The 21,664-nt window shown below is 71.1% G+C and carries 22 protein-coding genes; 10 read left to right on the forward strand and 12 right to left on the reverse strand.

All coding sequences use genetic code 11. The features are described 5' to 3' along the window. Positions 1-38: 38 nt before the first annotated feature. The 8 genes from Dfulv_RS31995 to Dfulv_RS32030 form a co-directional block, all read right to left on the reverse strand. Complete coding sequence (locus tag Dfulv_RS31995) at positions 39-533, reverse strand: flavin reductase family protein (protein ID WP_259857525.1); 495 nt, start codon at positions 531-533, stop codon at positions 39-41. Then, complete coding sequence (kduI, locus tag Dfulv_RS32000) at positions 520-1,350, reverse strand: 5-dehydro-4-deoxy-D-glucuronate isomerase (protein WP_259857526.1); 831 nt, start codon at positions 1,348-1,350, stop codon at positions 520-522. Before kduI ends, Dfulv_RS31995 begins: the two co-directional genes overlap by 14 nt. 21 nt (positions 1,351-1,371) lie before the next feature. After that, positions 1,372-2,346, reverse strand: coding sequence for a C-terminal binding protein (locus Dfulv_RS32005; RefSeq protein WP_259857527.1), 975 nt, complete (start codon positions 2,344-2,346; stop codon positions 1,372-1,374). Positions 2,347-2,432: 86 nt separating this feature from the next. After that, complete coding sequence (locus Dfulv_RS32010; RefSeq protein ID WP_259857528.1) at positions 2,433-3,398, reverse strand: extracellular solute-binding protein; 966 nt, start codon at positions 3,396-3,398, stop codon at positions 2,433-2,435. A gap of 140 nt (positions 3,399-3,538) precedes the next feature. Beyond that, a complete protein-coding gene (locus Dfulv_RS32015; protein WP_259857529.1) occupies positions 3,539-4,735 on the reverse strand; it encodes an ABC transporter ATP-binding protein in 1,197 nt (398 codons plus the stop codon). 48 nt (positions 4,736-4,783) lie between these two features. Next, positions 4,784-6,541 (reverse strand): ABC transporter permease subunit, encoded by a 1,758-nt coding sequence (locus tag Dfulv_RS32020; RefSeq protein ID WP_259857530.1) that lies wholly within the window; start codon positions 6,539-6,541, stop codon positions 4,784-4,786. Between the two features lie 6 nt (positions 6,542-6,547). After that, entirely contained in the window at positions 6,548-7,228 is a 681-nt protein-coding gene (locus tag Dfulv_RS32025; protein ID WP_259857531.1) for a class II aldolase/adducin family protein, read from the reverse strand. A gap of 4 nt (positions 7,229-7,232) precedes the next feature. Beyond that, positions 7,233-8,408, reverse strand: coding sequence for an aminotransferase class III-fold pyridoxal phosphate-dependent enzyme (locus Dfulv_RS32030; protein WP_259857532.1), 1,176 nt, complete (start codon positions 8,406-8,408; stop codon positions 7,233-7,235). A gap of 424 nt (positions 8,409-8,832) precedes the next feature. On the opposite strand from Dfulv_RS32030, the gene Dfulv_RS32035 reads away from it, so the two are divergent. Further along, entirely contained in the window at positions 8,833-9,885 is a 1,053-nt protein-coding gene (locus Dfulv_RS32035) for an LLM class flavin-dependent oxidoreductase (protein ID WP_259857533.1), read from the forward strand. A gap of 144 nt (positions 9,886-10,029) precedes the next feature. Here the strand turns inward: Dfulv_RS32035 and Dfulv_RS32040 are convergent, their stop codons facing one another. From Dfulv_RS32040 to Dfulv_RS32050, 3 genes are read right to left on the reverse strand one after another with little or no spacing between them, the layout of a single operon-like run. Next, the gene (locus Dfulv_RS32040; RefSeq protein WP_259857534.1) at positions 10,030-11,349 is read right to left on the reverse strand and encodes a mannitol dehydrogenase family protein; all 1,320 of its coding nucleotides are present in this window, start codon (positions 11,347-11,349) and stop codon (positions 10,030-10,032) included. 1 nt (position 11,350) lies between these two features. Next, positions 11,351-11,737 (reverse strand): cupin domain-containing protein, encoded by a 387-nt coding sequence (locus Dfulv_RS32045; RefSeq protein WP_259857535.1) that lies wholly within the window; start codon positions 11,735-11,737, stop codon positions 11,351-11,353. A gap of 36 nt (positions 11,738-11,773) precedes the next feature. Continuing rightward, entirely contained in the window at positions 11,774-12,064 is a 291-nt protein-coding gene (locus Dfulv_RS32050; protein WP_259857536.1) for a Dabb family protein, read from the reverse strand. Positions 12,065-12,237: 173 nt separating this feature from the next. Between Dfulv_RS32050 and Dfulv_RS32055 the strand changes: the two genes are divergently transcribed. The 9 genes from Dfulv_RS32055 (at position 12,238) to Dfulv_RS32095 (ending at position 20,378) form a co-directional block, all read left to right on the forward strand. Further along, complete coding sequence (locus tag Dfulv_RS32055) at positions 12,238-13,251, forward strand: carbohydrate kinase family protein (RefSeq protein ID WP_259857537.1); 1,014 nt, start codon at positions 12,238-12,240, stop codon at positions 13,249-13,251. Next, entirely contained in the window at positions 13,239-13,841 is a 603-nt protein-coding gene (locus tag Dfulv_RS32060) for a TetR/AcrR family transcriptional regulator (protein WP_259857538.1), read from the forward strand. The genes Dfulv_RS32055 and Dfulv_RS32060 overlap by 13 nt, the downstream gene beginning before the upstream one ends. Positions 13,842-13,890: 49 nt before the next feature. Then, on the forward strand, positions 13,891-14,751 hold the full coding sequence (locus Dfulv_RS32065) for an SDR family NAD(P)-dependent oxidoreductase (protein ID WP_259857539.1): 861 nt from the start codon (positions 13,891-13,893) through the stop codon (positions 14,749-14,751). Between the two features lies 1 nt (position 14,752). Beyond that, a complete protein-coding gene (locus Dfulv_RS32070) occupies positions 14,753-15,745 on the forward strand; it encodes a lactonase family protein (protein WP_259857540.1) in 993 nt (330 codons plus the stop codon). Continuing rightward, a complete protein-coding gene (locus tag Dfulv_RS32075; protein ID WP_259857541.1) occupies positions 15,742-16,704 on the forward strand; it encodes a 2-hydroxyacid dehydrogenase in 963 nt (320 codons plus the stop codon). Before Dfulv_RS32070 ends, Dfulv_RS32075 begins: the two co-directional genes overlap by 4 nt. Beyond that, on the forward strand, positions 16,701-17,684 hold the full coding sequence (locus Dfulv_RS32080) for an aldo/keto reductase (protein WP_259857542.1): 984 nt from the start codon (positions 16,701-16,703) through the stop codon (positions 17,682-17,684). The genes Dfulv_RS32075 and Dfulv_RS32080 overlap by 4 nt, the downstream gene beginning before the upstream one ends. Next, entirely contained in the window at positions 17,681-18,700 is a 1,020-nt protein-coding gene (locus Dfulv_RS32085) for a Gfo/Idh/MocA family protein (protein ID WP_259857543.1), read from the forward strand. The genes Dfulv_RS32080 and Dfulv_RS32085 overlap by 4 nt, the downstream gene beginning before the upstream one ends. Positions 18,701-18,780: 80 nt before the next feature. After that, on the forward strand, positions 18,781-19,563 hold the full coding sequence (locus Dfulv_RS32090) for a hypothetical protein (protein WP_259857544.1): 783 nt from the start codon (positions 18,781-18,783) through the stop codon (positions 19,561-19,563). Between the two features lie 152 nt (positions 19,564-19,715). Further along, entirely contained in the window at positions 19,716-20,378 is a 663-nt protein-coding gene (locus Dfulv_RS32095) for a GntR family transcriptional regulator (protein ID WP_259857545.1), read from the forward strand. An 11-nt stretch (positions 20,379-20,389) separates the two neighbouring features. On the opposite strand, the gene Dfulv_RS32100 is transcribed toward Dfulv_RS32095, so the two are convergent. After that, a complete protein-coding gene (locus Dfulv_RS32100; RefSeq protein WP_259857546.1) occupies positions 20,390-21,565 on the reverse strand; it encodes a CaiB/BaiF CoA transferase family protein in 1,176 nt (391 codons plus the stop codon). Between the last annotated feature and the right edge of the window lie 99 nt (positions 21,566-21,664).

The following is a 21,664-nucleotide window of genomic DNA, read 5'->3' on the forward strand; positions in this document are numbered from 1 at the left end:
AGGGACCACCTGCCGATCCGGTGCCGGCACGCCTCGCGTCAGTCGGTGAGCCGGCGGAACCGGCTGCGGTGGAAGACCAGCGGCGCGACGTCGCCGCGGTGCAGCAGGCCGTGGATGTCGAGCAGCACGATGTCGTGGTCGCCGGCCGGCACCTCCGCGTGCACCGTGCACTCCAGGCACAGCGGCGATCCGTCGATCACGACGGCGCCGGTGTCGGTCGCCTGCCAGGACAGGTCGGCGAACCGGTCGCCGGTGCGGGCCGCAAGCGCACGACAGGCGGCGTGCTGGCCCTCGGCCAGGATCGACAGGCCGATCCTGGTGGCGCGCCGCAGCACCGGCCAGGTGGTCGACGTGTGTGCCATGCAGACCGAGACGATCGGCGGGTCCAGCGACACCGACGTGAACGAACTTGCCGCCAGCCCGACCGGGACGCTGTCGCGCAGTGCCGCGACGGCCGCGACCCCGGACGGGAACGCGCCGAACGCCAGCCGCAGCCCGGCCGGGGAGAGGTCGGCCGATTCAGCGGAGTGCATCGGTCGAGACCTGCTGCATATCGTCGAACTCCTGATTCTCGCCGGCCATCGCCCAGACGAACGCGTAGTTCGACGTGCCGGCGCCGGTGTGCACCGACCAGCTGGGCGAGATGACGACGTCGCGGTCGGCGAGCATCAGGTTGCGGGTGCGCCGCGGCTCGCCCATCAGGTGCACGACGCGGTGCTCAGGGCCGAGCCCGTAGTACAGGTACACCTCGGTGCGCCGGCCGTGCGTATGGCAGGGCATGGTGTTCCACACCGAGCCCGGTTCCAGGCTGGTGATGCCGAGCACGACCTGCGCGGTGCCGACGCCCTCCTGGTGCAGGTACTTGCGGATGGTCCGCCGGTTCGCCGTCTCGGCGGCACCGGCCGCGGTCGCGGCGGCCTGGTCCTTCGTCACCAGCGTGGTCGGCAGGTCGGTGTGTGCGGTGGCCGAGAAGAGGTAGTAGGTCGCGGGATTCGCGGCATCGTCGCTCGCGAAGCTGACCTCGCGGGTGCCCCGGCCGACGTACAACACGTCCTCCGCGGCGAGGGCGAACTCCACGCCGTCGGCGGTCACCGTGCCGGTGCCGCCCAGGTTGGTGATCGCGAGCTCGCGACGCTGGCAGAAGTAGTCGGCGTAGAGCGCATCGTCCGTCCCGAGCGACAGCGGGCTGTCGAGGGGCACTACACCGCCGAGCACGATCCGGTCCTCGTGGCTGTAGACGAAGCGGACTGCGCCGGGCTGGAAGAGATCGTCGACGACGAACCGGGCGCGCAGGGCGTCGGTGTCCAGCGCGGTGATCTCGGCGGGGTGGGTGGCTTCGCGGGTCTGCATGGCTCCTCTGTCGATGGTGGGTCAGGCAGGGACGGTGCGGGTGAGCACCTCGGGATTCACGATGTCGGCGGGCGCGATGCCTGCGCAGACGGCCAGGACGTTGGTCATCACCCGGCGTTTCAGCTCGCTCACGGACTCCTCCGAGTACCACGCGGCGTGCGGTGTCAGCACCGCTCGGGGCTGCGTCAGGAGCGGGTGCCCGGCGGGCAACGGCTCGGGATCGACCACGTCGAGCGCGGCGCCGGCCAGCTGCCCGCCGTCGAGGGCGGCCACCAGCGCGTCGGTGTCGACGACCCCGCCGCGGCAGGTGTTCACCAGCACCGCGCCGGGCCGCATCCGGGCCAGCGCGGCGGCATCGATGAGATGGTGCGTCGCCGGCACGAGCGGCACGTGCAGCGACACCACGTCGGCCGCGGCGAGTAGCTCGTCGAACGAGAGCTGCACGACACCGTCGAGCCGCTCGCCCGGCGAGTAGCGGGGATCGTGGGCGACCACGCGGTAGCCGAGGCCGGCCGCCTTCCGCGCCGTGGTCCGGCCGATGGCGCCGAAGCCGACCACCCCGAACGTGCGCTCGCTGCTGCGATGCAGCGGCCCCGCGGCGCCGTAGTCGGGACGCCCGGCGCGGACGCTGCGGTCGAGCGCCAGCACACCGCGCTCGACCGTGAGCGCCAGCGCGACGGCGTGCTGGGCCACCTCCTCGTCGGCGTAGCCGGGCACGTTGCAGACGGCGACGCCGCGGGCCGACGCGGCGCCGACGTCGACGGTGTCCACGCCGACGCCGTACCGGGCGACGGCACGAACGGTCGGCAGCGCGTCCAGGACGGTCGCATCGATGGGTGCGTACTGCACGACCAGCGCGTCGGCGCCGGCGCCGGCCGCGACGACGTCGGCTGCGGTGCGGCACTGCGCCAGTACCAGTTCGGCACCATGTTCGGCGGCGAGCTGCTTTTCGATGTCGACCGTGGCGTGGTCGCAGTCGGTGATCACGATCCGCATGCCGCGGCGCGCTCCTATCTCACGTATGGTCCCGGCCGGATCGCGGGTGGTGCCGTCGGGCACATCCCGCGATCCGGGTCGGGTGGTCAGCTGGCCTTGAACTTGTTGATGGTGTTGTTGACCATCACCTGGTTGTCGGTCCACCACTGGTTGTTGCGCGGGATGGTGTCCTTCATGTTGTCGCCGGCCGGCAGGAACTGCAGCAGCGTCTTGTCGGTGATGCTCGACGGGTCGAAGTGCTTCAGCCCGGTCGGCACCGGCGAGGCGACCGCCTCGCCGTAGACGGCCTGTCCCTTGGTGTCGGTGATGATCCACTTGAGCAGGTGTTGCGCGGCGTTCGCGTTCGGCGCGCCCTTCGGGATGCCGAACGAGGAGCTGGCCCAGCCGGCCTGGTTCCAGGTGAAGCTGGCCGGGTACTTGTCCGCCACGATCATCGTCTTCGCCATGCCGTTGGCGATGATGCCGATCGCGCAGGACCCGTTCTCGAAGTTCTGCAGTTCGAGGGTCGGCGATGCGTTCCACACGATGTCGTTCTTGATCGTGCTCAGCTTCTTGATCGCCCGGTCCATGTCGATCGGGTACAGCTGATCCGGCGCCACGCCGTCGGCGATGAGCGCACTCTCGAGCACCCAGCCGACGCGCACGTCACTCATCAGGCAGCGCTTGCCGGGGAACTTCTGGGTGTCGTAGAGGTCGGCCATCGAGCTCGGCTGCGGCCCGGAGGCCGGGTAGTTCTTGAGGCTCCAAGTCAGGTTCATGCCGTACGTGCCGTACTGGATGCTGTATTCGTCGTAGGTGCCCGGCTGCAGCAGATCGACCGGCACGATCGACGTGTCGATCTTCTGCAGCAGCTTCGCCTGGTCGGCCGCGGGCAGGAACGGCGTCTGCGCCAGGCTCCAGGGCACCTGGCCCGCCTGCACGGCCGCCTGCAGCTTCGCGACCGTGCCACCGAAGTCGACGGTCACCGGCACGCCGGTCTCGTTGGTGAAGTTCTTCCAGAGGCCGTCGGTGAGTGCCTTCGCGGCGGATCCGCCGCTCAGGTCGAAGTACACGATCTCTCCGCGCGGCCCGCCGGCGCCGGACGAGCCGGCCCCGTCGCCATTTCCGTCGCTCGATGAGGAACACGCTGCGACGATGAGTGTGGTGGCGAGAAGCGCCGCCACAGGCGGCCATCGACGCGGCTGCCATCTCTTCATTGCTTCTCCTGTCCTACAGACTGATCGGGTGTTGGTTCATGCGTGGGGTCCGGTGCCGACTCGTGCGAGCGGACGATGCTCGCCGCGTCGGCCCGGACGAAGACCGAGACCTCCTCCCCCACTGCCGGAAGACGTCCACCGGCATCCACGTCCGCGGTCAATGAGCCCTGCTGCCAGCTCAACTTGAGCCGGAAGGCCTGTCCGAGGAAGTAGGCGTCGTCGACGACAGCGTTGGCGAGGTAGTGCTGCTCGTGGTCGCCCGTCGGGGCGGAGCCGACCACCCGGACGCTCAGGTGTTCCGGGCGGATGACGCAGGTGGCGGCGGCCGAGACGGCCATGTCCGTCCCGGCCCGGCAGGGCAGCCGGCTGCCGCCGATGTCGATCACGGTCGCGGCCGGGCCGCGTTCGACGACGCTGCCCGCGACCAGGTTGACGTCGCCCAGGAATCCGGCGACGAACAGATCGCTCGGCCGCTGGTACAGCTCGATCGGTGCGCCGAGCTGCGTGAGCAGGCCGTCGCGCATGATGCCGATCCGGTCGGAGAGCACGAATGCCTCCTCCTGGTCGTGTGTCACGTAGATGGCCGTCGTGCCGGTCTCGCGCTGGATGCGGCGCAGCTCTCGGCCGAGTTCCTGCCGCAGCCGCCGGTCGAGCGCGCCGAGCGGCTCATCCAGCAGCAGCACCTTCGGCCGGTGGACGAGCGACCGGGCGAGCGCGACCCGCTGCTGCTGGCCGCCGCTGAGCTGGCTGGGATAGCGCTTGTCCATCCCGGTCAGGCCGACGATGTCGAGCATCTCGGCGATCAGCTCCTGGCGCCGGGCGGTCGGGATCTTGCGGACCTTCAGCGGGTACTCGATGTTCTGCCGCACGGTCAAATGCGGAAACAGCGCGTAGTTCTGGAAGACGAAGCCGAGGTCGCGCTTCTGCGGCGGCAGCTTCGTCACGTCCGCGCCGTCGATGACCACCCGTCCGGCACGGGGCTCGATCAGTCCGGCGATGACACGCAACAGGGTGGTCTTGCCCGAACCGCTCGGTCCGAGCAGGGTGAGGAACTCGCCGGGATCAATGGTGAGATCGAGCCCGCGCAGCACGGTCGTGGCGTCGAACCCGCAGCTGACGCCATCGATCCGGACGCTGCCGCGTGCGCTCTCGGTGCTCGGCGGCGACGCCGCGGTTCGGATGGGCTTCGTCACGGAATGCACGGGATCTCCTTCAGGACGCAGTTGTTACCCGCTCGGGCTTCACGCCGGACCGCGCCGGGCACCCACCCGGCCGACGACGAGGGAAACGACCAACCCGACGATCACCAGGAGCACGAGCATGCTCGAGATCGCCGGCACCGTCGGCACGACACCGGAATCGAGGTAGGAGTAGATGACGACGGGGAGCGTCTTGGACAGCCCGTTCTGGAACTGCGCGATGACCACGTCGTCCCAGGACACCATGAAGGCGGCCAAACCGGCGCTCACGATGCTGCCGAGCTTCGAGCGGACGACGATCAGCCAGAAGGTGCGGGTGCGCGACGAGCCCATCGTCCAGGCCGCCTGCTCGAGCGTGATGTCACTCTGGGCCAGCGCGCTGTTGATGATCGAGAAGGCGAGCGGGAACGCAATCACGGTGTGCGCCATGATCAGCCCGAAGTTCGAGCCGATCAGGTGCAGCCGGATCTCCACGTCGTAGAGGCCGATCGCCAGCAGGATGTGCGGCGTGATGACAGGCGCGAAGGCGACCGCCAGAATGATCGAGCGCAGCGCCCGATTGCGGATGCGCTGCACCGTGCGGGCCAGGCTCAGCGCGAGCGCGACCGACAGCACGGCCGTCGAGATGCCCACGATCACACTCTTGGTGAATGCCGGGATCCACACGTCGCCGGTGAACGCCTCAACGAACCAGGTGAGCGTGAAGCCACGCGGCGGGAACACCACCTGCTGCCCGGTGCCGATCGAGAGCGGAAAGACCACCAGCACCGGCGCGAGCAGCAGCACGAACACGATGACGAGCACGACCCGGCTGCTCCACACGGCGGGCGTGCCACGCAGCGGCTCGCGGTTGCTCGTGCCCTTGGCCACCGAGGTGGGCACCCCGACGGTCGCGCCGCCGGTCAGCCGTAGCGTCAAGCCGTAGCCGATCATCGTGATGATCAGCAGCACGATGCCCATCGCGCTGGCCTGTCCCCATTGGAACAGCTCGATCTGCTGCTGGATGAACACACTCATCGTCTGGTCGCGCGGCCCGCCGAGCACCGACGGCACCAGGAAGAAGCTGAGCGACAGCACCATCGTGAAGAGCATCCCGCTGATCACGGTCGGCCTGGCCTGCGGCAGGTAGACGGTGAAGAACGCCCTGGTCGGCGAGGCGCCGAGCGTGTGCGCCGCGAGCGTCAGGTTGGTGTCGATCCGCGACAATCCCGCGTAGAGAATCAGGATCATGACCGGCAGCTGGTAGACGGTCATGCCGACCACCGTCGCGGTGGTGTTGAACAGCAGCGGGAACTTGCCGAGGCCGATGGCGTCGGTGAACGAGTTGACAACGCCGTCAGGGCTGAGCAGCACCGTCAACGAGAACAGCCGCACCACGGTGGGCACGAAGAACGGCACCAGGATGCCGAGCAGCAGCAGCGACGCCCGCCGCGGCTGCATCCGCGACAACAGGTACGCCACCGGGAAACCGAGTACGGTCGTGATCAGCGTGGTGTACAGCGCGAGCCGCAGCGTGCGCAGCTCGATGATGCGCAGCAGGCTGTCGGTGCCGACCTGCGTGAAGTTCGTGAAGCTGAAGTTCGGGTTCGTGTAGGAGACCTCGCCGAGTGGGTCGAGGCTGCGCAGCAGGATGCTGATCAGCGGCCAGAACAGGAAGATGCCGTACAGCGCGAGCAACGGCAGCACCACCGCGACGTTGGCCAACGTCGATAACCACTTGCTGCGCGTGCCTGCGGCCGCTACCTCAGGCTCCGGCTCGGCGGGGGCGAGCCGGGCGGCGGGCGTCACTGACGTACTCATCGCCGCCTACCTCTCCGCCATGTAGGCAATGCGCCCGCTCTGGTCGGCGGCCGCCGCCAGCTGCTCGGGCGTGAGCAGTGCCGGCGTGCCGAGCGCGCACGCGCGCCAGTACACCTCGCACAGCCACTCGAGCAGTTGCGCGAACTCGGCGGCCTGCTCGACCGAATCGCCGGTGACCACGGCGCCGTGATTGCGCATCAACACCGCCCGGGCTCCCCCCGCGAATCCCGCCGCCACCGCGTCCGCCAGCTCCGGCGAGCCGAACGTGTGGTAGCCGACGACACCGACCGGGCCACCGAGCCGGTGCACCGAGTAGTGCACCGGCGGCAGCGTGTCGACCACGGTCGAGACCGCGGTGCAGAAGGCGCCGTGCGTGTGCACGACGGCGCGAGCGTCGGTGACCCGGTAGACGCCGAGGTGCAGCTGGGTCTCCGACGACGGGCGGGCGCCGGCCGTCAGCTCCTCGCCCGGCACCCCGCCGGTGAGCTCCCCGTGCTCGTCGACGACACAGAGATCGGCCGCCGACGCGGTGCCGAACCGCAGGCCGGAACGGGTGATCAGGGTCAGCTCGTCGTCGAGCCGCACGCTGACGTTGCCCGCGCCGGCGACGGCGAGCCCGTCGCGCTCGAGCAGCGCGAGCTGGCGCACCGTCCGGTCCGCTGTGTTCCACCACGACGCCGTTGCCATGCGCTCAGCCCGTCAGCAGTCCGCGCTCGGCGACCGGCTGGCCGGCGAGCGCCGCGTAGGCGGCATCGGTGCGCTGCAGGATCTCCTCGATCACCTCGGGCGTGTGCGCGGCATTGAGGAACCAGTTGTGGTATGGGTGCACGTAGACCCCGTTGTTGATCGCCGCGGAGGCCCAGGCGTTGCCGAGCGCGAAGTCGTCGTCGTCCGCGAAGGTCAGCAACGGCATCTGGACCGGTCCGGTGTACCGCACCCGGAAGCCGTGAGCCTCCGCCTGGGCCAGCAGGCCGGTGCGCAACTGCTGACCGGCGGCCCGCAAGTTCGACTCGAACGCGGGGGTGCTCACGACGCGGAGCGTGGCGAGCGACGCCGCCATGCTCACCGCGGAGAACCAGAACGACCCGGTGGTGTACACGCGTCCGGCGGCGTCACGCAGGTCGGCGCGGCCAAGCACGGCACTGAGCGCATAGCCGTTGGCGATCGCCTTCGACCAGGCACTCAGGTCCGGCCGCACCCCGAACGACTCCCAGCTGCCGCGCGCGTCGAGGCGGAAGCCGGTGCGGACCTCGTCCAGCACCAGCAGCGCGCCGATCCGGTCGCACGTCTCGCGGAGCGCCCGCGCGAACTGCGGCTCGGCCAGCTCCTGCTCGCGTCGCACGTCGTGCCGCACCGGGCAGGCGATGACGGCGGCGACCCGATCCTCGATACCCGCGATGGCCGCGTGCAGCGAGTCGATGTCGTTGTACTCGAAGTACACGAGATTCTGTCGATCGGCGGCGGTGACGCCCGCCGGGTAGGGCGTGCACCACGGTGCGGCGCCGTGGTAGGCGCCCCGCGCGACGACGATGATCTCGCGACCGGTGTGCGCCCGCGCGATCGTGCAGCACAGCGTGGTCGCATCGGTGCCGTTCTTCGCGAACATCGCCCAGTCGGCATAGGGCACCAGGTCGACGAACGCCTCGGCCAGTTCCACCATGCGTGGCGACGTCCCGTCGAAGCAGTCGCCGGCCACGGCCTGCGCGCGCACCGCCTCTTCCACCGCCGGATACCGGTGACCGAGCACGATCGGGCCCCAGCTGGACATCAGGTCCAGGTACTCGCGGCCGTCGACGTCCCATATCCGGGCGCCGTCGGCACGCTCGATGAACTGCGGGTAGCCGTCCGGCAGCGACTGCACTGCCATATGGCCGTACATCCCGTTGGGAATGACCTTGCGAGCACGGCGTCTCAGGTCGCGATCCCGGGTTGCCAACTGATCGATGATCGCCACGGTGCGATAGGTCCCTTCCCGCTGGACGTACGTGGACTTTGGTGCGACGGAAGCAGGCAGGCGACGGTGCGCGAAGCGGCTTCAACGTGCGAGGCACCTATTGTTACTCGCTTGTGCGAGATAAGTAAAGATCCCTCCGGCGAGCGGCCGGAGATCCCGAACAGCCCCGCCACCCTTCGGTAATTGCACGCAGTCCTGCGGCCATCTCACCAATGGCGGCGGGGTTAGCGGCACTTCCGAGACTCGATCGTTACGTTGATTTATTCCGAACAGCTGTCTACCATCCCGACATGGGCAGCCGACGCGGCAATGCGCCGCCCGCCGAAAGGATGACGCCATGACTGGCCGCCTCGAGATCCTCAGTTCCATCACCCGCTTCGCGCCGCAGGACAGTGACGACGGTCCCTTTGCGCTGATCGAGGCAGCCCAGGCGGCCGAGCGTGCCGGCATCGACAACCTGCTGATCGGCTACTCGTCGCAGATTCCCGACGGGTGGTCGCTGGCCGGCTACGCGCTCGCGCACACCTCGTCGATCCGGGTGTTGCTGGCGCACCGTCCGGGCGTGATGGTGCCGACCGTCGCGGCGCGGATGGCCGCGACGCTCGACGTGCTGTCGGGTGGCCGGTTCACGCTGAACGTCATCACCGGCGGCTCCCCCGAGGACCAGCTCCGCGAGGGCGACTTCGTCGCGCACGACGACCGGTACCGGCGCAGCATCGAGTACGTCGACATCATGCGACGCGTCTGGTCGGCCGGCGAACCGCTCGACATCGACGGCGATTTCTACCGGTTCCGCAACACCTCGCAGCGGCTCAAGCCGGTGCAGCCGGGCGGACCGACGATCTACATGGGCGGCGCCAGCAGCGGCGCGGCGGACTTCGCGGCCCGCCAGGCCGACGTCTACATGTCGTGGGCCGAGCCGGTCGCGATGGTCAAGGCGCGGTTCGACGAGGTCCGCGCCCGCTGCGCAGAGCTGGGCCGGCCGGTGCCCCGGTTCTCGGTGAGCCTGCGGCTGATCCTCGGCGACACCGAGGATGCCGCGTGGGCGGCGGCGAACGCGATGCTGCCGCCGGACTTCGAAGAGACCCGCCGCCGGGACCGGCACACCGAGGACGTCGGGCGAAACCGGCAGCTCGGCCTGGTCGAGGAGTCGCTGGTCCACGACGAGCGGCTCTGGCTCGGCCTCTCCGCCGCGACACACGGCCAGGGCGGCATGGGCGCGCTCGTCGGCACGCCCGAGCAGGTCAAGGACGCCTTGCTGCGCTACGTGTCCGAGGCCGGCGCCGACGCGCTGCTGATCACGGCGGCCGACGGATACTTCGGTGAGCTCCCGGACGGCTTCGTCGACGCGCTGCGCACCGAGGGCGACAAGATCGTCGCCGGTCGCTGATCGCGTGCTCGCCGCGGCCGCCCCGGCCGACGAGCTGACGCCGATCCTGCACCAAGAGCTCATGACAGAACGACCAGCGGATCATCCGTCCCTTGTGGAGGGTGATCCGCCGGTCGTTCGGCCGTGAGGCATGGTGCGCAGCCGCTAGGGCGTCAGTGCGCGCACCGCGGCTGCCGGCCCGGATCGGGCCAGGACGCGCAACAGGTCGCCGGTGCGCTCCTGAAACGCCGTGTCGGCCGCCAGCACCGCGCCGAACAACTCGTCCTCGCCGAGCACTGCCCGGACCAGCTCGTGTTCGTCGGGATGCCGGCGGCCGCGCTCGGCCAGGGCGGCCGCCCGAGGATCGCCCGGCGGGCCGCCGGCGAGCGCCTCCGGCTGACACAGGCAGCGCAGGTACGCCGCGGTGAGCAGGCACAGCGCGCTGGGCAGCGCGGACCGTCGCGCGTACCACGACGCGGTGTCGACGACCCGTTGCCGCAGCTTCAGCGAACCGTCGGCGCCGACCTGCTCGGTGCGGTGCCCGAGCGCGGCGTTGCCGAATCGGCCCGCCAGCGCGGCGCGGTAGGCCGGCGCGTCGAAGCCGTCCGGCGCGGGCAGCGTGGGCTGATACTCGTCGCCCAGCGCGTCGACGGCGGCGCGAACCACCGGGTCGGCGAACGCCGCGGCGATCAGCGCATGGCCGCGCAGCAGCCCGAGGTACGCGAGCATGCTGTTGCTGCCGTTGACCAGCCGGACCTTGATCGTCTCCCAGTCGTGAACGGCGGGGGTCACCAGCGCCCCCGCCTCGTGCCACGACGGCCGGTCGGCCGCGAACGAGTCGTCCAGCACCCACTGCCGGAACGGTTCGGCGGGCACCGGCACCTGGTCGGCGTAGCCGGCCCGGCGGGCCAGCTCGCGGTGCCGGTCGGTCGTGGCGGGCACGATGCGGTCGACCATCGTCGCCGGGAAGGCGACCCGCGCGTCCAGGTAGCCGGCGAGCGCGGAATCCTCGGTGCGAGCGGCGATCCGGCGCATCACGCCGGAGAGCACCTGCCCGTTGTCGGTGAGGTTGTCACAGCTGACCACGCTGATCGGCAGGCCGCCCGCGCCCGCCCGCCGGGACAGACCGGCGGCCAGCAGCCCGAGCAGCGAACGGTCACCGGGCCGGTCATCCTGATAACCGGCCTCGGTGATCGTCAGCGTCACCACCGCGACCTCCGGCGACGCGATCGCGTCGACCACGCCGGCCGGGTCGTCGGCGGCGACCATCGCCCGGTCGACCACGTCGACGCGCTGTGCGTCGACGTGGTCGCCGTTGATGGTCAGCACCGTGTAGCGCATCTCCTGCCGCCGCAGCGTTTCTACCAGTGCCCGGTTGCTCCGGGCGATCCCGGTGATCCGCCAGTCGCCACCGGCCAGTTGCGTGTAGACGGCTTGGTGGCCACGGTGGAAATTGCCGAGCCCGAGGTGGACGATGCGCGGCACGTCAGGGCCGGTAGGTGTCGAAGCGCTGCAGCGCGTAGAACTTCCGCACCGTCTCGTGGATCTCCCAGGTGCCACGCCATCCGTCCGGCAGCACCAGCACGTCACCCGGGCCGAGCTCGACCGCGTCACCGCCCTCGGTGGTGACCGTGGCCCGGCCGGAGATGATGTGGCAGATCTCCGCCCAGCCCTCGCGCTTGCCGCGCAGCAGGCCGGGAGTGGCCTCCCAGATCCCGGACTTCATGATGCCCTTGCGCTCGTCGGGCCACATCGGCAACGACACCTCGTAGACGTCGCCGCCCGGCGCGCTGCCGGCGACGGACTTCTCCGGCAGGTCGACGGACTGGACCTGGGCGTGCCGGACGGCCGGCGTGATGGCGGACGTGGTCATGACCTGTCTCCTTTGAGAAAACGCATTCGGACGCGGTCAGACGGGCCCGAGCACGACGCCGATGCCGTGCTCCTCGAGCTCGTCGACGGTTGCGGCCAACTTCTTGCGGCGCGGATCCGTGCGGTAGCGTTCGATCGCCGCCTCGTCCTCGGCACGCACCAGGATCACGTCGGTGTAGCCAGCCGACCAGGGCGAACTGTTCTTGCCGACGGTCACCTCGACGACACCGTCGATGTCGGCCAGCTCGCGGTAGCGGGCGAGCACTTCCTGCGCCGACTGTTCGGTGGCGACGTCCTTCCACCGCAGCAGGGAGATCTGCACGTACATGCGGCTCCTTCATCGGATCGATCGGGCAACGAGCGGCTCGCGACGGCTGGAGAGCAGCGCCCGAGCCGATGGTATAGTGAACAAGCGAAATAAATGCTAGGGTTCGGCGTGTGGGCCCGTCAAGACACCTTCGGCCCCGATCCGGCAAGTCTTCCTGCTCCTGGAATGGCCTTATGACGCTTGGGAATTCCGCTTCCGAGGCGCGCCGCGTGCTGTGTCTCGGCGCCTACATTCTCGACATCCTCGGCCGGCCGATCAGCCGCCTGCCCGATACGCAGAACAGCCAGCTCATCGAGGAGATCCGGCTGACGGTGGCCGGCACAGCCGGTGGCACGGCGGTCGACCTGGCCCGGCTCGGCATCCCGACCTCGGCCGCCGGCGCGCTCGGCGACGACGCGGCGGGCCGATTCGTCCGCACGTTGCTCGACGATGCCGGTGTCGACACCCGTTGGCTGGCTACGATCGCCGGCGTGCAGACGTCATGCACCATGCTGCCGATCGCGCCGGACGGCTCGCGGCCGGCCTGGCACGTGCGGGGCGCCAACGCCCTCTTCGGTGCCGAACACCTGCCGTGGACGGAGCTGGGCGAGTTCGCCGCGGTCCACGTGGGCGGCGTGAATGCCCTGCCCGGCTTCGACGGCGACACGTGCGTGCAGCTGATGTCCGCGGCCAAGCAGGCCGGTTGCATCGTGACCGCCGACTGCCTGGGCGCGAAGCGGGCCGATGCGGCTGACCTGCTGCGCCGCTATCTGCCCTACGTCGACGTGTTCCTGCCGAACGACCTGGAGGCGTTGAAGATCACGGGAGCCGACCGGGTCTCCGACGCCGCGGCCGCCTTCCGCAACATGGGCGCGGGCGCGGTCGTGGTGACCACCGGCCCGGACGGCTGCGTCGTCGCCGATTCCGGCGGTGTGTGGCGGATTCCGGCGTATGACGTGCCGGTGGTCGACAGCACCGGCTGCGGCGACGCGTTCTCCGCCGGGGTGCTCGCCGGCCTGGTCAGCGGCTGGGACCTCGAGCGCTGCGTCAACTACGGCAATGCCGCCGCAGCGCTGACCTTGCAGGCGCTAGGTTCTGACGGCGGCCGGCTTTCCGCGGAGCGGGTCACCGCTGCGCTCTCCGGCCCGCATCGCTCGTTCACCGACGGATCGCCAGGAGAACAGGGAGTACAGCAGTGCCGAAGATAGTGGACCACGGTAAGCGTCGTGAGGAACTGCTCGAGGCGGTGACCCGCGTGATCGCGCGCTCCGGCATCGACGGCGCCACCATGCGGGCGATCGCCGACGAGTCGGGCTGGTCGACCGGGTCGCTCGCACACTACTTCTCCGATCGCGACGACATACTGGCTTCGGCCCTGCGCTACTCGCACCGCGTGATCCGCGAGCGGTGGGCCCGCAAGCTGGAAGGGCTGGCCGGCCTCGCCGCGCTCCGCGAGCTGGTCCTCGACAACCTGCCGCTCGACGCCGAACGGACGTCCGAGACCCGGCTGGAGATCATCTTCTGGGGACAGGCGCTCAACGCGCCGTTCCTCATGGAGGTCCAGCAGAGCGAGGAGACCGACCTGTTCCGCACGATGCGCGAACTGGTCGTCGACGCACAGGTGGCGGGTGAAGTGGAGCGCCGGCTCAACCCGGACCTGGTCGCCGAGCGGCTGCTCGCGCTGATCGACGGGCTGAGCCTGCACCGCCTGCTCTACGGCTCGCGGCTGTCCACCTCGGCCATGACCAAGATCATCGATCAGGAGTTCGAAGCACTCAGTCCCTCCTCCGGGGACTGAGTCACCGATCCATCGGCGCACGCCCGCGGGCACGAAAGGTGAGCACAGCATGACCAGCAGAGAGACCGCCGTGGTCACCGGCGGAAACCGCGGTATCGGCGCCGGGGTCGTCGACGAGCTGGCAGCCGCCGGCTACGACGTGGTCTTCTCCCATCGCGGCGAGCCGGAGAAGGCGCGCGACGTCGCTGAGTCCGCCCGCCGGTACGGCGGGCGGGTCGAGCCCGTGGAGGCCGACTTCCGCGACCCGGGCCAGGTCCGGCACTTCGCCGAGCGGGCCGTCGGCGACTTCGGTCCGGTGCAGGTGCTCGTCAACAACGCCGGCCGCGGTTACTCCGAGCGGCTCTGCGACACCCGGCTCACCGACGTCGACGACGTGTACGCCGTCAACTTCCGCGCTCCGCTGCTGCTCACCCAGCTCGTCTCGCGGCACATGATCGACGAGCGGATCGCCGGCCGCATCGTCTTCGTCACCTCGATCCGCGCCCGGTGGGTCGATCCGGTTGATGCCGTCTACGGCGGGCTGAAGGCCGCGCTCGACCGGGCGATGCGGTCATGGGCGCTGGAGCTGTCGGTGCACCGCATCCGGGTCAACGCGATCGCCCCCGGTGCGATCGAGGTGTTCCCGGAGCGGGCGCACCGCTACCGCGAGCTGGACCGCGACATCCCGCTCGGCCGCACCGGCACACCGTCGGACATCGCCAAGACCGTGCGTTTCCTGGTGTCCGACGACGCGTCCTACATCACCGGCGCGTCGATCCCGGTCGACGGCGGGATGCCGCTGCCGGCCACCTACGCCGGCGACGACATCGGTCCGGGCAACCGCTGGGGCCAGGTGCAGGTGCGGCAGCCGACGAGCGACTTCGCCCGCCACCCGGGCGGATACGACCCGGCGCCGGGCGAGCGGACCTGACGTGCCCGACTCCCTGCTCGCGCTCGCCGGCGTCGCCGCGGACGGCGCACCGACGCTGCAGCTGCGCAGCGCGGACGGCGCTGACCTGCTCTCCAGCACTCCGTTGGCGGCCACACCCGGCTACCTGTCGTGGGCAGCCGACGCGGGCGTGCTCTTCGTCGCCTGCACCGCGGGCGACGAGGGGATCCTGGACGCCTACCGGCTCGACGGCGCGGGCTTCGTCCCTGTCGACCGGGCGGTGAGCGAGCCGGCTGCCGTCCACGTCGCAGCGACCGCGGACGCCACTCGGGTGGTGACCGCGCATTACCGCAGTGGCGCCACCTGCTGCTGGACGTTCACCGGCGACCGGCTGAGCCTGGACGAGACGATCGCCGGCAGCGGCAGCAGCGTGACCCCGCGCCAGCAGAGTAGCCACGCGCACAGTGCGCTCCCCCTCGCCGACGGGGTGCTCGTCGCCGACTTCGGCGCGGATGCCGTGCGCCGCTACCGGTTCGGCCCGACCGGCCCGCACCTGGCGGCGAGCTGGCCGGCGCCGCCCGGCAGCGGCCCGCGCCACCTCGCCCGCACCGGCGACACGAGTGTGCTCGTCGTCTGTGAGCTGGCCAGCACCGTGCACCGCCTCGACGTCGGCTCGCTCACCGAGCTCACCGCGCCGGTCAGCACCCTGCCGGCCGACTACCGTGACGCGAACCAGACCTCGGACATCATCGTGCACGCCGGGACGATCCTGGTCGGCAACCGTGGACACAACTCGGTGGCTGCGCTGCCGCCGGCCGGCGGCCGGCCGCGCTGGACCGCCACCCGCGGCTGGCCGCGTGACCTGTCGACCTCGCCCGGCGGGCTGCTCGCGGTGGCCAACGAGGACACCGGCTGGCTCGAGACCTTCCGCCTCGCCCCCGACCACACACTCGCGCCGCTGCGGCAGACGGCCGCACTCGCGCAGGCGATCACCGTCGGCTACCTGACCCCGTCCGCTCGATCGGAGCAGCCATGAAATTCGTCTGTGTCGACGGCGTCCCCCGCTACCGCGACCTCGCCGCGACCTTCGCCGCCACGATGCTGCAGCCGCATGGCCATGATCTCGACTGGTACGAGGAGGCCGCACCGGACGCCGACCGGTTCGCCGAGCTGGCCGCCGGCGCCGACGGGCTGCTGCTGTACGGCCTGCGCGGCCGGTTCCCCGCCGAGGTGCTCGACCGCTGCCCGACGATCAAGATCGTCGGCTACCTCGGCACCGGAGTCGCCCGCGCCGTCGACGTGCCCGCCGTCCGCTCCCGCGGGGTGGCCGTGTGCAACGTGCCCGACTACGCCAGCGACAGCGTCGCGGAGCTGACCATCGCGCTGCTGCTCGCGGTCGCCCGCCGGCTCACCGAGGGCGATCGCACCGTCCGGGCCGGCGAATGGGCGCGCCGGCCGGGGCGGCAGCTGATCGGCAAGCAGCTCGGCGTCGTCGGTGCCGGACCGATCGCCGCGAAGGTGATCAGCCGCGCCCGCGGCCTGGGCATGCGGCCGGTGTGCTGGACCCGCCGCCCGACGCCGGAGCGCGCGGCGGCACTCGGTGTCGAGTTCGTCGAACTGCCCGCGTTGTTCGCGGAGTCGGACGTCGTCAGCCTGCACCTGAGCCACACCCCCGCCACCGACGGGCTGATCTCCGCGCAGTTGCTCGGCATGCTGAAGCCGGACGCGATCTTCGTCAACACGGCCCGGGCCGAGCTCGTCGACACGGCCGCGCTGTACGACCTGCTCCGCCGCGAGGCGATCTTCGGAGCCGGCCTGGACGTGTTCGACCCCGAGCCGCCGGACCTCTCCGCACTTCCACTCGACGCCAACCTGGTGCTCGCCCCGCACGCCGCGTCGGTGACCGCCGAGACGTTCGGCGTGGCCCTGCGCATCGGCATCGAGAACCTGCGCGCGTTCGCCGCCGGTGAGCTCGTCAACGAGGTGACCGAGTGACCGCGCTGCGCCGGCTGCCGATCGGCCGGACCGACGTGCTGGTCACCGATCTCGGGCTCGGCGCGGCGCCACTGGGAAACCGGTACACCCGGATGTCCGACAAGGCCGCCACCGCCCTCGTCGACGAGGCCTGGCAGCAGGGCATCCGGTTCTTCGACACCGCGCCGCAGTACGGCCTCGGCCTGTCCGAACGGCGGCTCGGCGCGGCCCTCGCCCGGCACGATCGGGCCGACTACGTGATCGCGAGCAAGGTCGGCCGGCTGCTCGTCCCCAACCGCAACCCCACCGGTTCCGCGCTCACGTCGACGGTCTTCGACGTGCCCGACGACGTCGAGCAGCAACCCGACTACAGCCGCGACGGCGTCCGCCGCAGCGTCGCCGCCAGCCTGGAGCGCCTCGGCACCGACCGTCTCGACATCGCCCTGGTGCACGACCCGGATCGGCACCTCGAGCAGTGTGCCGCAGAAGCGCTCCCGGCGCTGGCCGAACTCCGTGCGGAGGGCCTGGTCGGGGCGATCGGCGTCGCCATGAACCAGTGGCAGGCGCCGCTCGACCTGGTGCGCAAGACGGAGCTCGACTGCGTGCTCGTGGCCGGCCGGTGGACGTTGCTGGACCGGTCGGCGCTGCCGCTGCTGGACGAGTGCGCCGAGCGCGGCGTCTCGGTGCTCGCCGCCGCACCGTTCAACTCCGGCCTGTTGAGCACCGACCGACCGCAGCCGGGCGCCCGCTTCAACTACCGGGCGAGCGATCCCGCGCTGATCGAGCTGACCGCGTCGCTCGCCGCCGCCTGCACCCGTTTCGGCACCACGCTCCCGTCGGCCGCGCTGCGCTTCCCGCTCAGCCACCCCGCCGTCGCATCGGTCGTCGTCGGCCAGAACAGCGCCGCGCAGGTGACCGCCAACGCCCACGCGTTCGCCGGAAACCTGCCCGAGACGCTGACGGCCGAGCTGTCCCGGCTGATCGGGGACGGTCCGGCATGAGCGACGAGCCGGTGGGGATCGCGGTGATAGGCGCGGGCGCGGTGGCCCAGGCGGTGCACCTGCGCGCCCTCGTCACGCTGGCCGACCGGTTCCGCGTCGTTGTCGTCATGGATCCCGACGCCGCCCTGGCCGACGAGGTGGCACGCCGGTTCGGCGCCGCACCGTCGACCGACCTCGACGACGCGCTGACCCGGCACGGCGTCGCGGCCGCGGTGATCTGCAGCCCGCACCGCGTCCACGCCGAGCAGATCGCGGCCGCCGCACGCCACGGGATCGCCGTGCTGTGCGAGAAACCGCTGGCGACGTCAACGGCCGACGTGCAGCGGATCCGCGACACGTTCGCGGCCCATCCGGTGCCGCTGGTCGTGGGCGCGATGCACGCCTTCGATCCCGCGTACCTCGCCGCCCGGCAGCGGTGGGCCGCGCTCGGCGAGTCCTGCACGGTGCTGCGCTCCGTCGTGCTGGTGCCGCCGAACGACGAGTTCGTGCTGGCCGCCGCCGAGCTCGCTCCGGGCTCCGCCCAGACGCCGGCGCCGAGTGCCGCAACGCCGTTGTCGCGGGCGATTCTCGGCCTGGCGACGCATGTGCTGCCGCTGGCCCGGTCGCTGCTGCCGGACGTCGACCGGCTTGTCACGGCGCGTTTCGTGCCGCCGTTCGGCTACCAGCTGGTGCTCACCGGACCGGCCGGCCGGATGGAGCTGCTGGCCCTCGCCGCCGGGCGCTGGCAGCCCTCGTGGACCCTCACGGCCTGGGGTCGCGAGCACCGGCTCGACCTGAGCTTCCCGCCCTCCTACGTGCAGGCCGGCTCGTCGCACGCGACCATCCGCTCCGCGAACCACCCGGACCGGGCACAGACCTGGCAGTCGCCGGTCAACGGCTACCTGAGCGAATGGCTGCACCTTGCCGACCTGGTCGGCGGCGCGATCACGCCGCGCTACCCGGTCGCGACCGCGCTCGACGACATCGACTTCGCCATCGGGCTCATCGACCAGGCCGATCGGCTGGTGGCGGCATGACCGGTCCGGAGCGAAGCGGAGGGGCCGGTCATCATGAGCACAGCCTGGAGGTCAGGCGGCCGGAGCGAAGCGGAGGACGCATGACCGGCCAGCACACCGTCAGCACCCGCTGGTGCGCACCGGCCACAGCGCGCCGCCACGAGCTCGCGGCGCTGACGCTCGGCGGGCGACTGCGGCCGGCGGCGGACGAGCGGGCCGACATCGCGGTCGTGACCGCGGGCCCGCTGCTGCTCGACCAGGTCCGGTCGGCCTGCGCGGCCGGGGCCCGGACGGTCGTGCTGGACACGCCCGGCGCCGCACGCGCCGCCGACGTCGACGAGCTGGCCGATCGGGCCCACGCCCTCGGGCTGCACGTGGCGGTGGCCTGGAGGTTCGCCGACAGCCCGCTGCTGGCGGACCTCGCCGCCGCGGGCCCGCCGGCCCTGCTGGACAGTTGCCAGCTGATCGACCCGGCATCCGACGTACGTGCGGCGCTGGTCGAGCACCTGGTGATCCTGCGCCGGCTGACCGACGGCGAGCTGCGCCTGACCGCGTTCGACGAGCACGGTTACCACCTGGCCGGCGTCGCGGACACGCCGGCGATCAACGTGTCGGGTGTGGTGTCCCTCCTCGGACCGGCCGAGCTCACCGTGACCGCCGTCGACCCCGAGACCCGGTGGACGGTCCGGCTGCCCTCCGACCCGGCCGACGCACCCGGCCGACGCGTTCGGTTCGACGCGACCGGCGAGCAGGCCGCCCGGCCGGCCTACGAATCGCTGCTACGACAGCGGTGGCTGGCGCTGCTCGACGCACCGGCGAGCGACGACGGCCTCGCCGAACTCGCCACCGCGATCCGCACCGCCGGCGGACTTGTCGGGCCCTGACCGCGCCGACCCGCAGATCGCCACCAGGACCCGGCCGAGGTCCGCGGCCGCGTCACCGTCCTCCACGGTCTTAGAAGATCGCAGATGTCCGGTCGGCGCGGTCGGGTATCGTGCAGCACGGGCCGCATCCGGCCCGCTGCGAGGAGGCCAGCATGGCAGACGCCGCCAGAGGTGTGGTGACGGCACAGGACGCGGCCCTGGCGCGGCTTCGCGATCGGCTGGCCCGCGGGGTGCTGCGGCCGGGCGACCAGATCCGCCAGGAGGTGCTGGCCGCCGAGCTCGGGCTGAGCGTGGTGCCGGTGCGCGAGGCGTTGAAGACGCTGGAGGTCGAGGGGCAGGTCAGCTACTACCGGCACCGCGGCTATTTCGTCGCGCAGCTCGACCTGGACGAGCTGACCGAGACGTATCGCATCCGGGCGCTCTTGGAGGGCGAGGCGATGGCGCGGGCGGTCGCCCGCATCGGGCGCGACGACCTGGACCGGCTGCGCGAGGCGATCCGTGACATCGACACGTTCGCCCGCAGTCAGGACATCGCGGCGGTCACGGCCGCGAACCGACGCTTCCACTTCACACTCTTCGAGGCCGCCGAGATGCCGCGGATGACAAACTTCATCCGCATGCTGTGGGACTCGACCGACGCCTACCGGTCGCTGTATTTCGCCGACGCCGCACACCTGCGGCTGATCAACACCGAGCACCGGCGGATCCTGCGCGCGGTGCGCGAGGGCGACGTGGCCGCCGCCGTCGAGCTCTCGGCGGCGCACCGCGAGAACGCGCTCGCCGCGCTCGGCCGGCTACTCGCCGACACGCCCTGATTCGCTCGTCGTCAGCACGATTCCAGCCAGCGCCGGACATCCGCGGAGTCAGCACCGAGGTCCGGCGGGGCCCGGTGGTAGCGCACCGGCGTCTCGGCCAGCCGAAGCGGACTGGCCAGGGTCGCGATGTCGATTCCGCCGCTCCCGGGTAGCGTCGCCACCGGGTCCAGGCCGAGCTGCCCGGCCAGGTCGAAGGCGCCGGCCAGGTCGTTCACCGGTCCGCACGGCACGCCCCGCGCCTGCAACAGCGCGGCCCAGGTCTGGGCGGTGTCGCCGGCGAGTGCCGCCTCCAGTTCGGCGATCAACTCGGCCCGGTGCACCACCCGGTTTCGGTTGGTGGCAAACCGGGCGTCGGTCGCCAGCTCCGCCCGATCGAGTGCCCCGCACAGCGCGGCGAACTGCCGGTCGTTCCCCACGGCGAGGGCGAGCGTCGCGTCCTTCGTCCGCACCGTCTCGTACGGTGCGATGCTCGGATGCCGGTTGGCCATCGCCACCGGCACGCCCGCCTTGTTGATGTAGGCAGCGCCCTGGTTGGCGAGCGAGGCGAGCAGGCTGGAGAGCAGATTGACCTCGACCCGTTGCCCGGTGCCGGTGCGCTCGCGGTGCCGCAGCGCGGCAAGGATCGCGATGGTCGCATGCAGTCCGGTGATCACATCGACGATTGCGACCCCGACCTTGGTCGGCTCACCGCCGGGTGCGCCGGTGATGCTCATCAGCCCGCCCACCGCCTGCGCGACGAAGTCGTAGCCGGCGCGGTCGGCACCGGCACCGCTGCCGAAGCCGGTGATCGAGCAGTAGACCAGGCCGGGATGCGCGGCCAGCAGCGTGTCGGCGTCGAGGCCGAAGGCCGCCAGCCGGCCCGGCCGGAAGTTCTCCAGGAACACGTCGGCGCGGGCGACGAGCCGGCGGGCGAGCTCGAGGTCGGCCGGGTCGTCGAGGTCGAGCGCGACGCTGCGCTTGTTGCGATTCACCGACGAGTAGTACGTACTCATCGTGCCGACGTACGGCGGTCCCCACGCCCGGGTGTCGTCGCCGCTGCCGGGCCGCTCGACCTTGACCACGGTGGCCCCCAGGTCGGCGAGCATCATCGAGGCCAGCGGGCCGGCCAACACCCGGCTGAAGTCGGCGACGACCACACCGGCGAGCGCTCCGCCGTGCTCGTCCGGAGCCAGATTGCTCGATGTCACAGCGATTCCCTTGTCAGCCGAGGTGCCTCATCCTACGATCTTCTAAAATCTAAGACAGGTTGCTGCCCGACGCAACGACCCAATGGAAGCCCGGCCTGT

This window comes from Dactylosporangium fulvum (genome assembly GCF_025137375.1).
GTDB lineage: Bacteria > Actinomycetota > Actinomycetes > Mycobacteriales > Micromonosporaceae > Dactylosporangium > Dactylosporangium fulvum.

Excerpts from the sequence above, each read along its gene's own strand:
- Dfulv_RS31995 (WP_259857525.1), bottom strand. The coding sequence starts at position 533 with ATGCACTCCGCTGAATCGGCCGACCTCTCCCCGGCCGGGCTGCGGCTG.
- kduI (WP_259857526.1), bottom strand. The coding sequence starts at position 1,350 with ATGCAGACCCGCGAAGCCACCCACCCCGCCGAGATCACCGCGCTGGAC.
- Dfulv_RS32005 (WP_259857527.1), bottom strand. The coding sequence starts at position 2,346 with ATGCGGATCGTGATCACCGACTGCGACCACGCCACGGTCGACATCGAA.
- Dfulv_RS32020 (WP_259857530.1), bottom strand. The coding sequence starts at position 6,541 with ATGAGTACGTCAGTGACGCCCGCCGCCCGGCTCGCCCCCGCCGAGCCG.
- Dfulv_RS32025 (WP_259857531.1), bottom strand. The coding sequence starts at position 7,228 with ATGGCAACGGCGTCGTGGTGGAACACAGCGGACCGGACGGTGCGCCAG.
- Dfulv_RS32030 (WP_259857532.1), bottom strand. The coding sequence starts at position 8,408 with ATGGCAGTGCAGTCGCTGCCGGACGGCTACCCGCAGTTCATCGAGCGT.
- Dfulv_RS32035 (WP_259857533.1), top strand. The coding sequence starts at position 8,833 with ATGACTGGCCGCCTCGAGATCCTCAGTTCCATCACCCGCTTCGCGCCG.
- Dfulv_RS32045 (WP_259857535.1), bottom strand. The coding sequence starts at position 11,737 with ATGACCACGTCCGCCATCACGCCGGCCGTCCGGCACGCCCAGGTCCAG.
- Dfulv_RS32050 (WP_259857536.1), bottom strand. The coding sequence starts at position 12,064 with ATGTACGTGCAGATCTCCCTGCTGCGGTGGAAGGACGTCGCCACCGAA.
- Dfulv_RS32055 (WP_259857537.1), top strand. The coding sequence starts at position 12,238 with ATGACGCTTGGGAATTCCGCTTCCGAGGCGCGCCGCGTGCTGTGTCTC.
- Dfulv_RS32065 (WP_259857539.1), top strand. The coding sequence starts at position 13,891 with ATGACCAGCAGAGAGACCGCCGTGGTCACCGGCGGAAACCGCGGTATC.
- Dfulv_RS32075 (WP_259857541.1), top strand. The coding sequence starts at position 15,742 with ATGAAATTCGTCTGTGTCGACGGCGTCCCCCGCTACCGCGACCTCGCC.
- Dfulv_RS32085 (WP_259857543.1), top strand. The coding sequence starts at position 17,681 with ATGAGCGACGAGCCGGTGGGGATCGCGGTGATAGGCGCGGGCGCGGTG.
- Dfulv_RS32090 (WP_259857544.1), top strand. The coding sequence starts at position 18,781 with ATGACCGGCCAGCACACCGTCAGCACCCGCTGGTGCGCACCGGCCACA.
- Dfulv_RS32095 (WP_259857545.1), top strand. The coding sequence starts at position 19,716 with ATGGCAGACGCCGCCAGAGGTGTGGTGACGGCACAGGACGCGGCCCTG.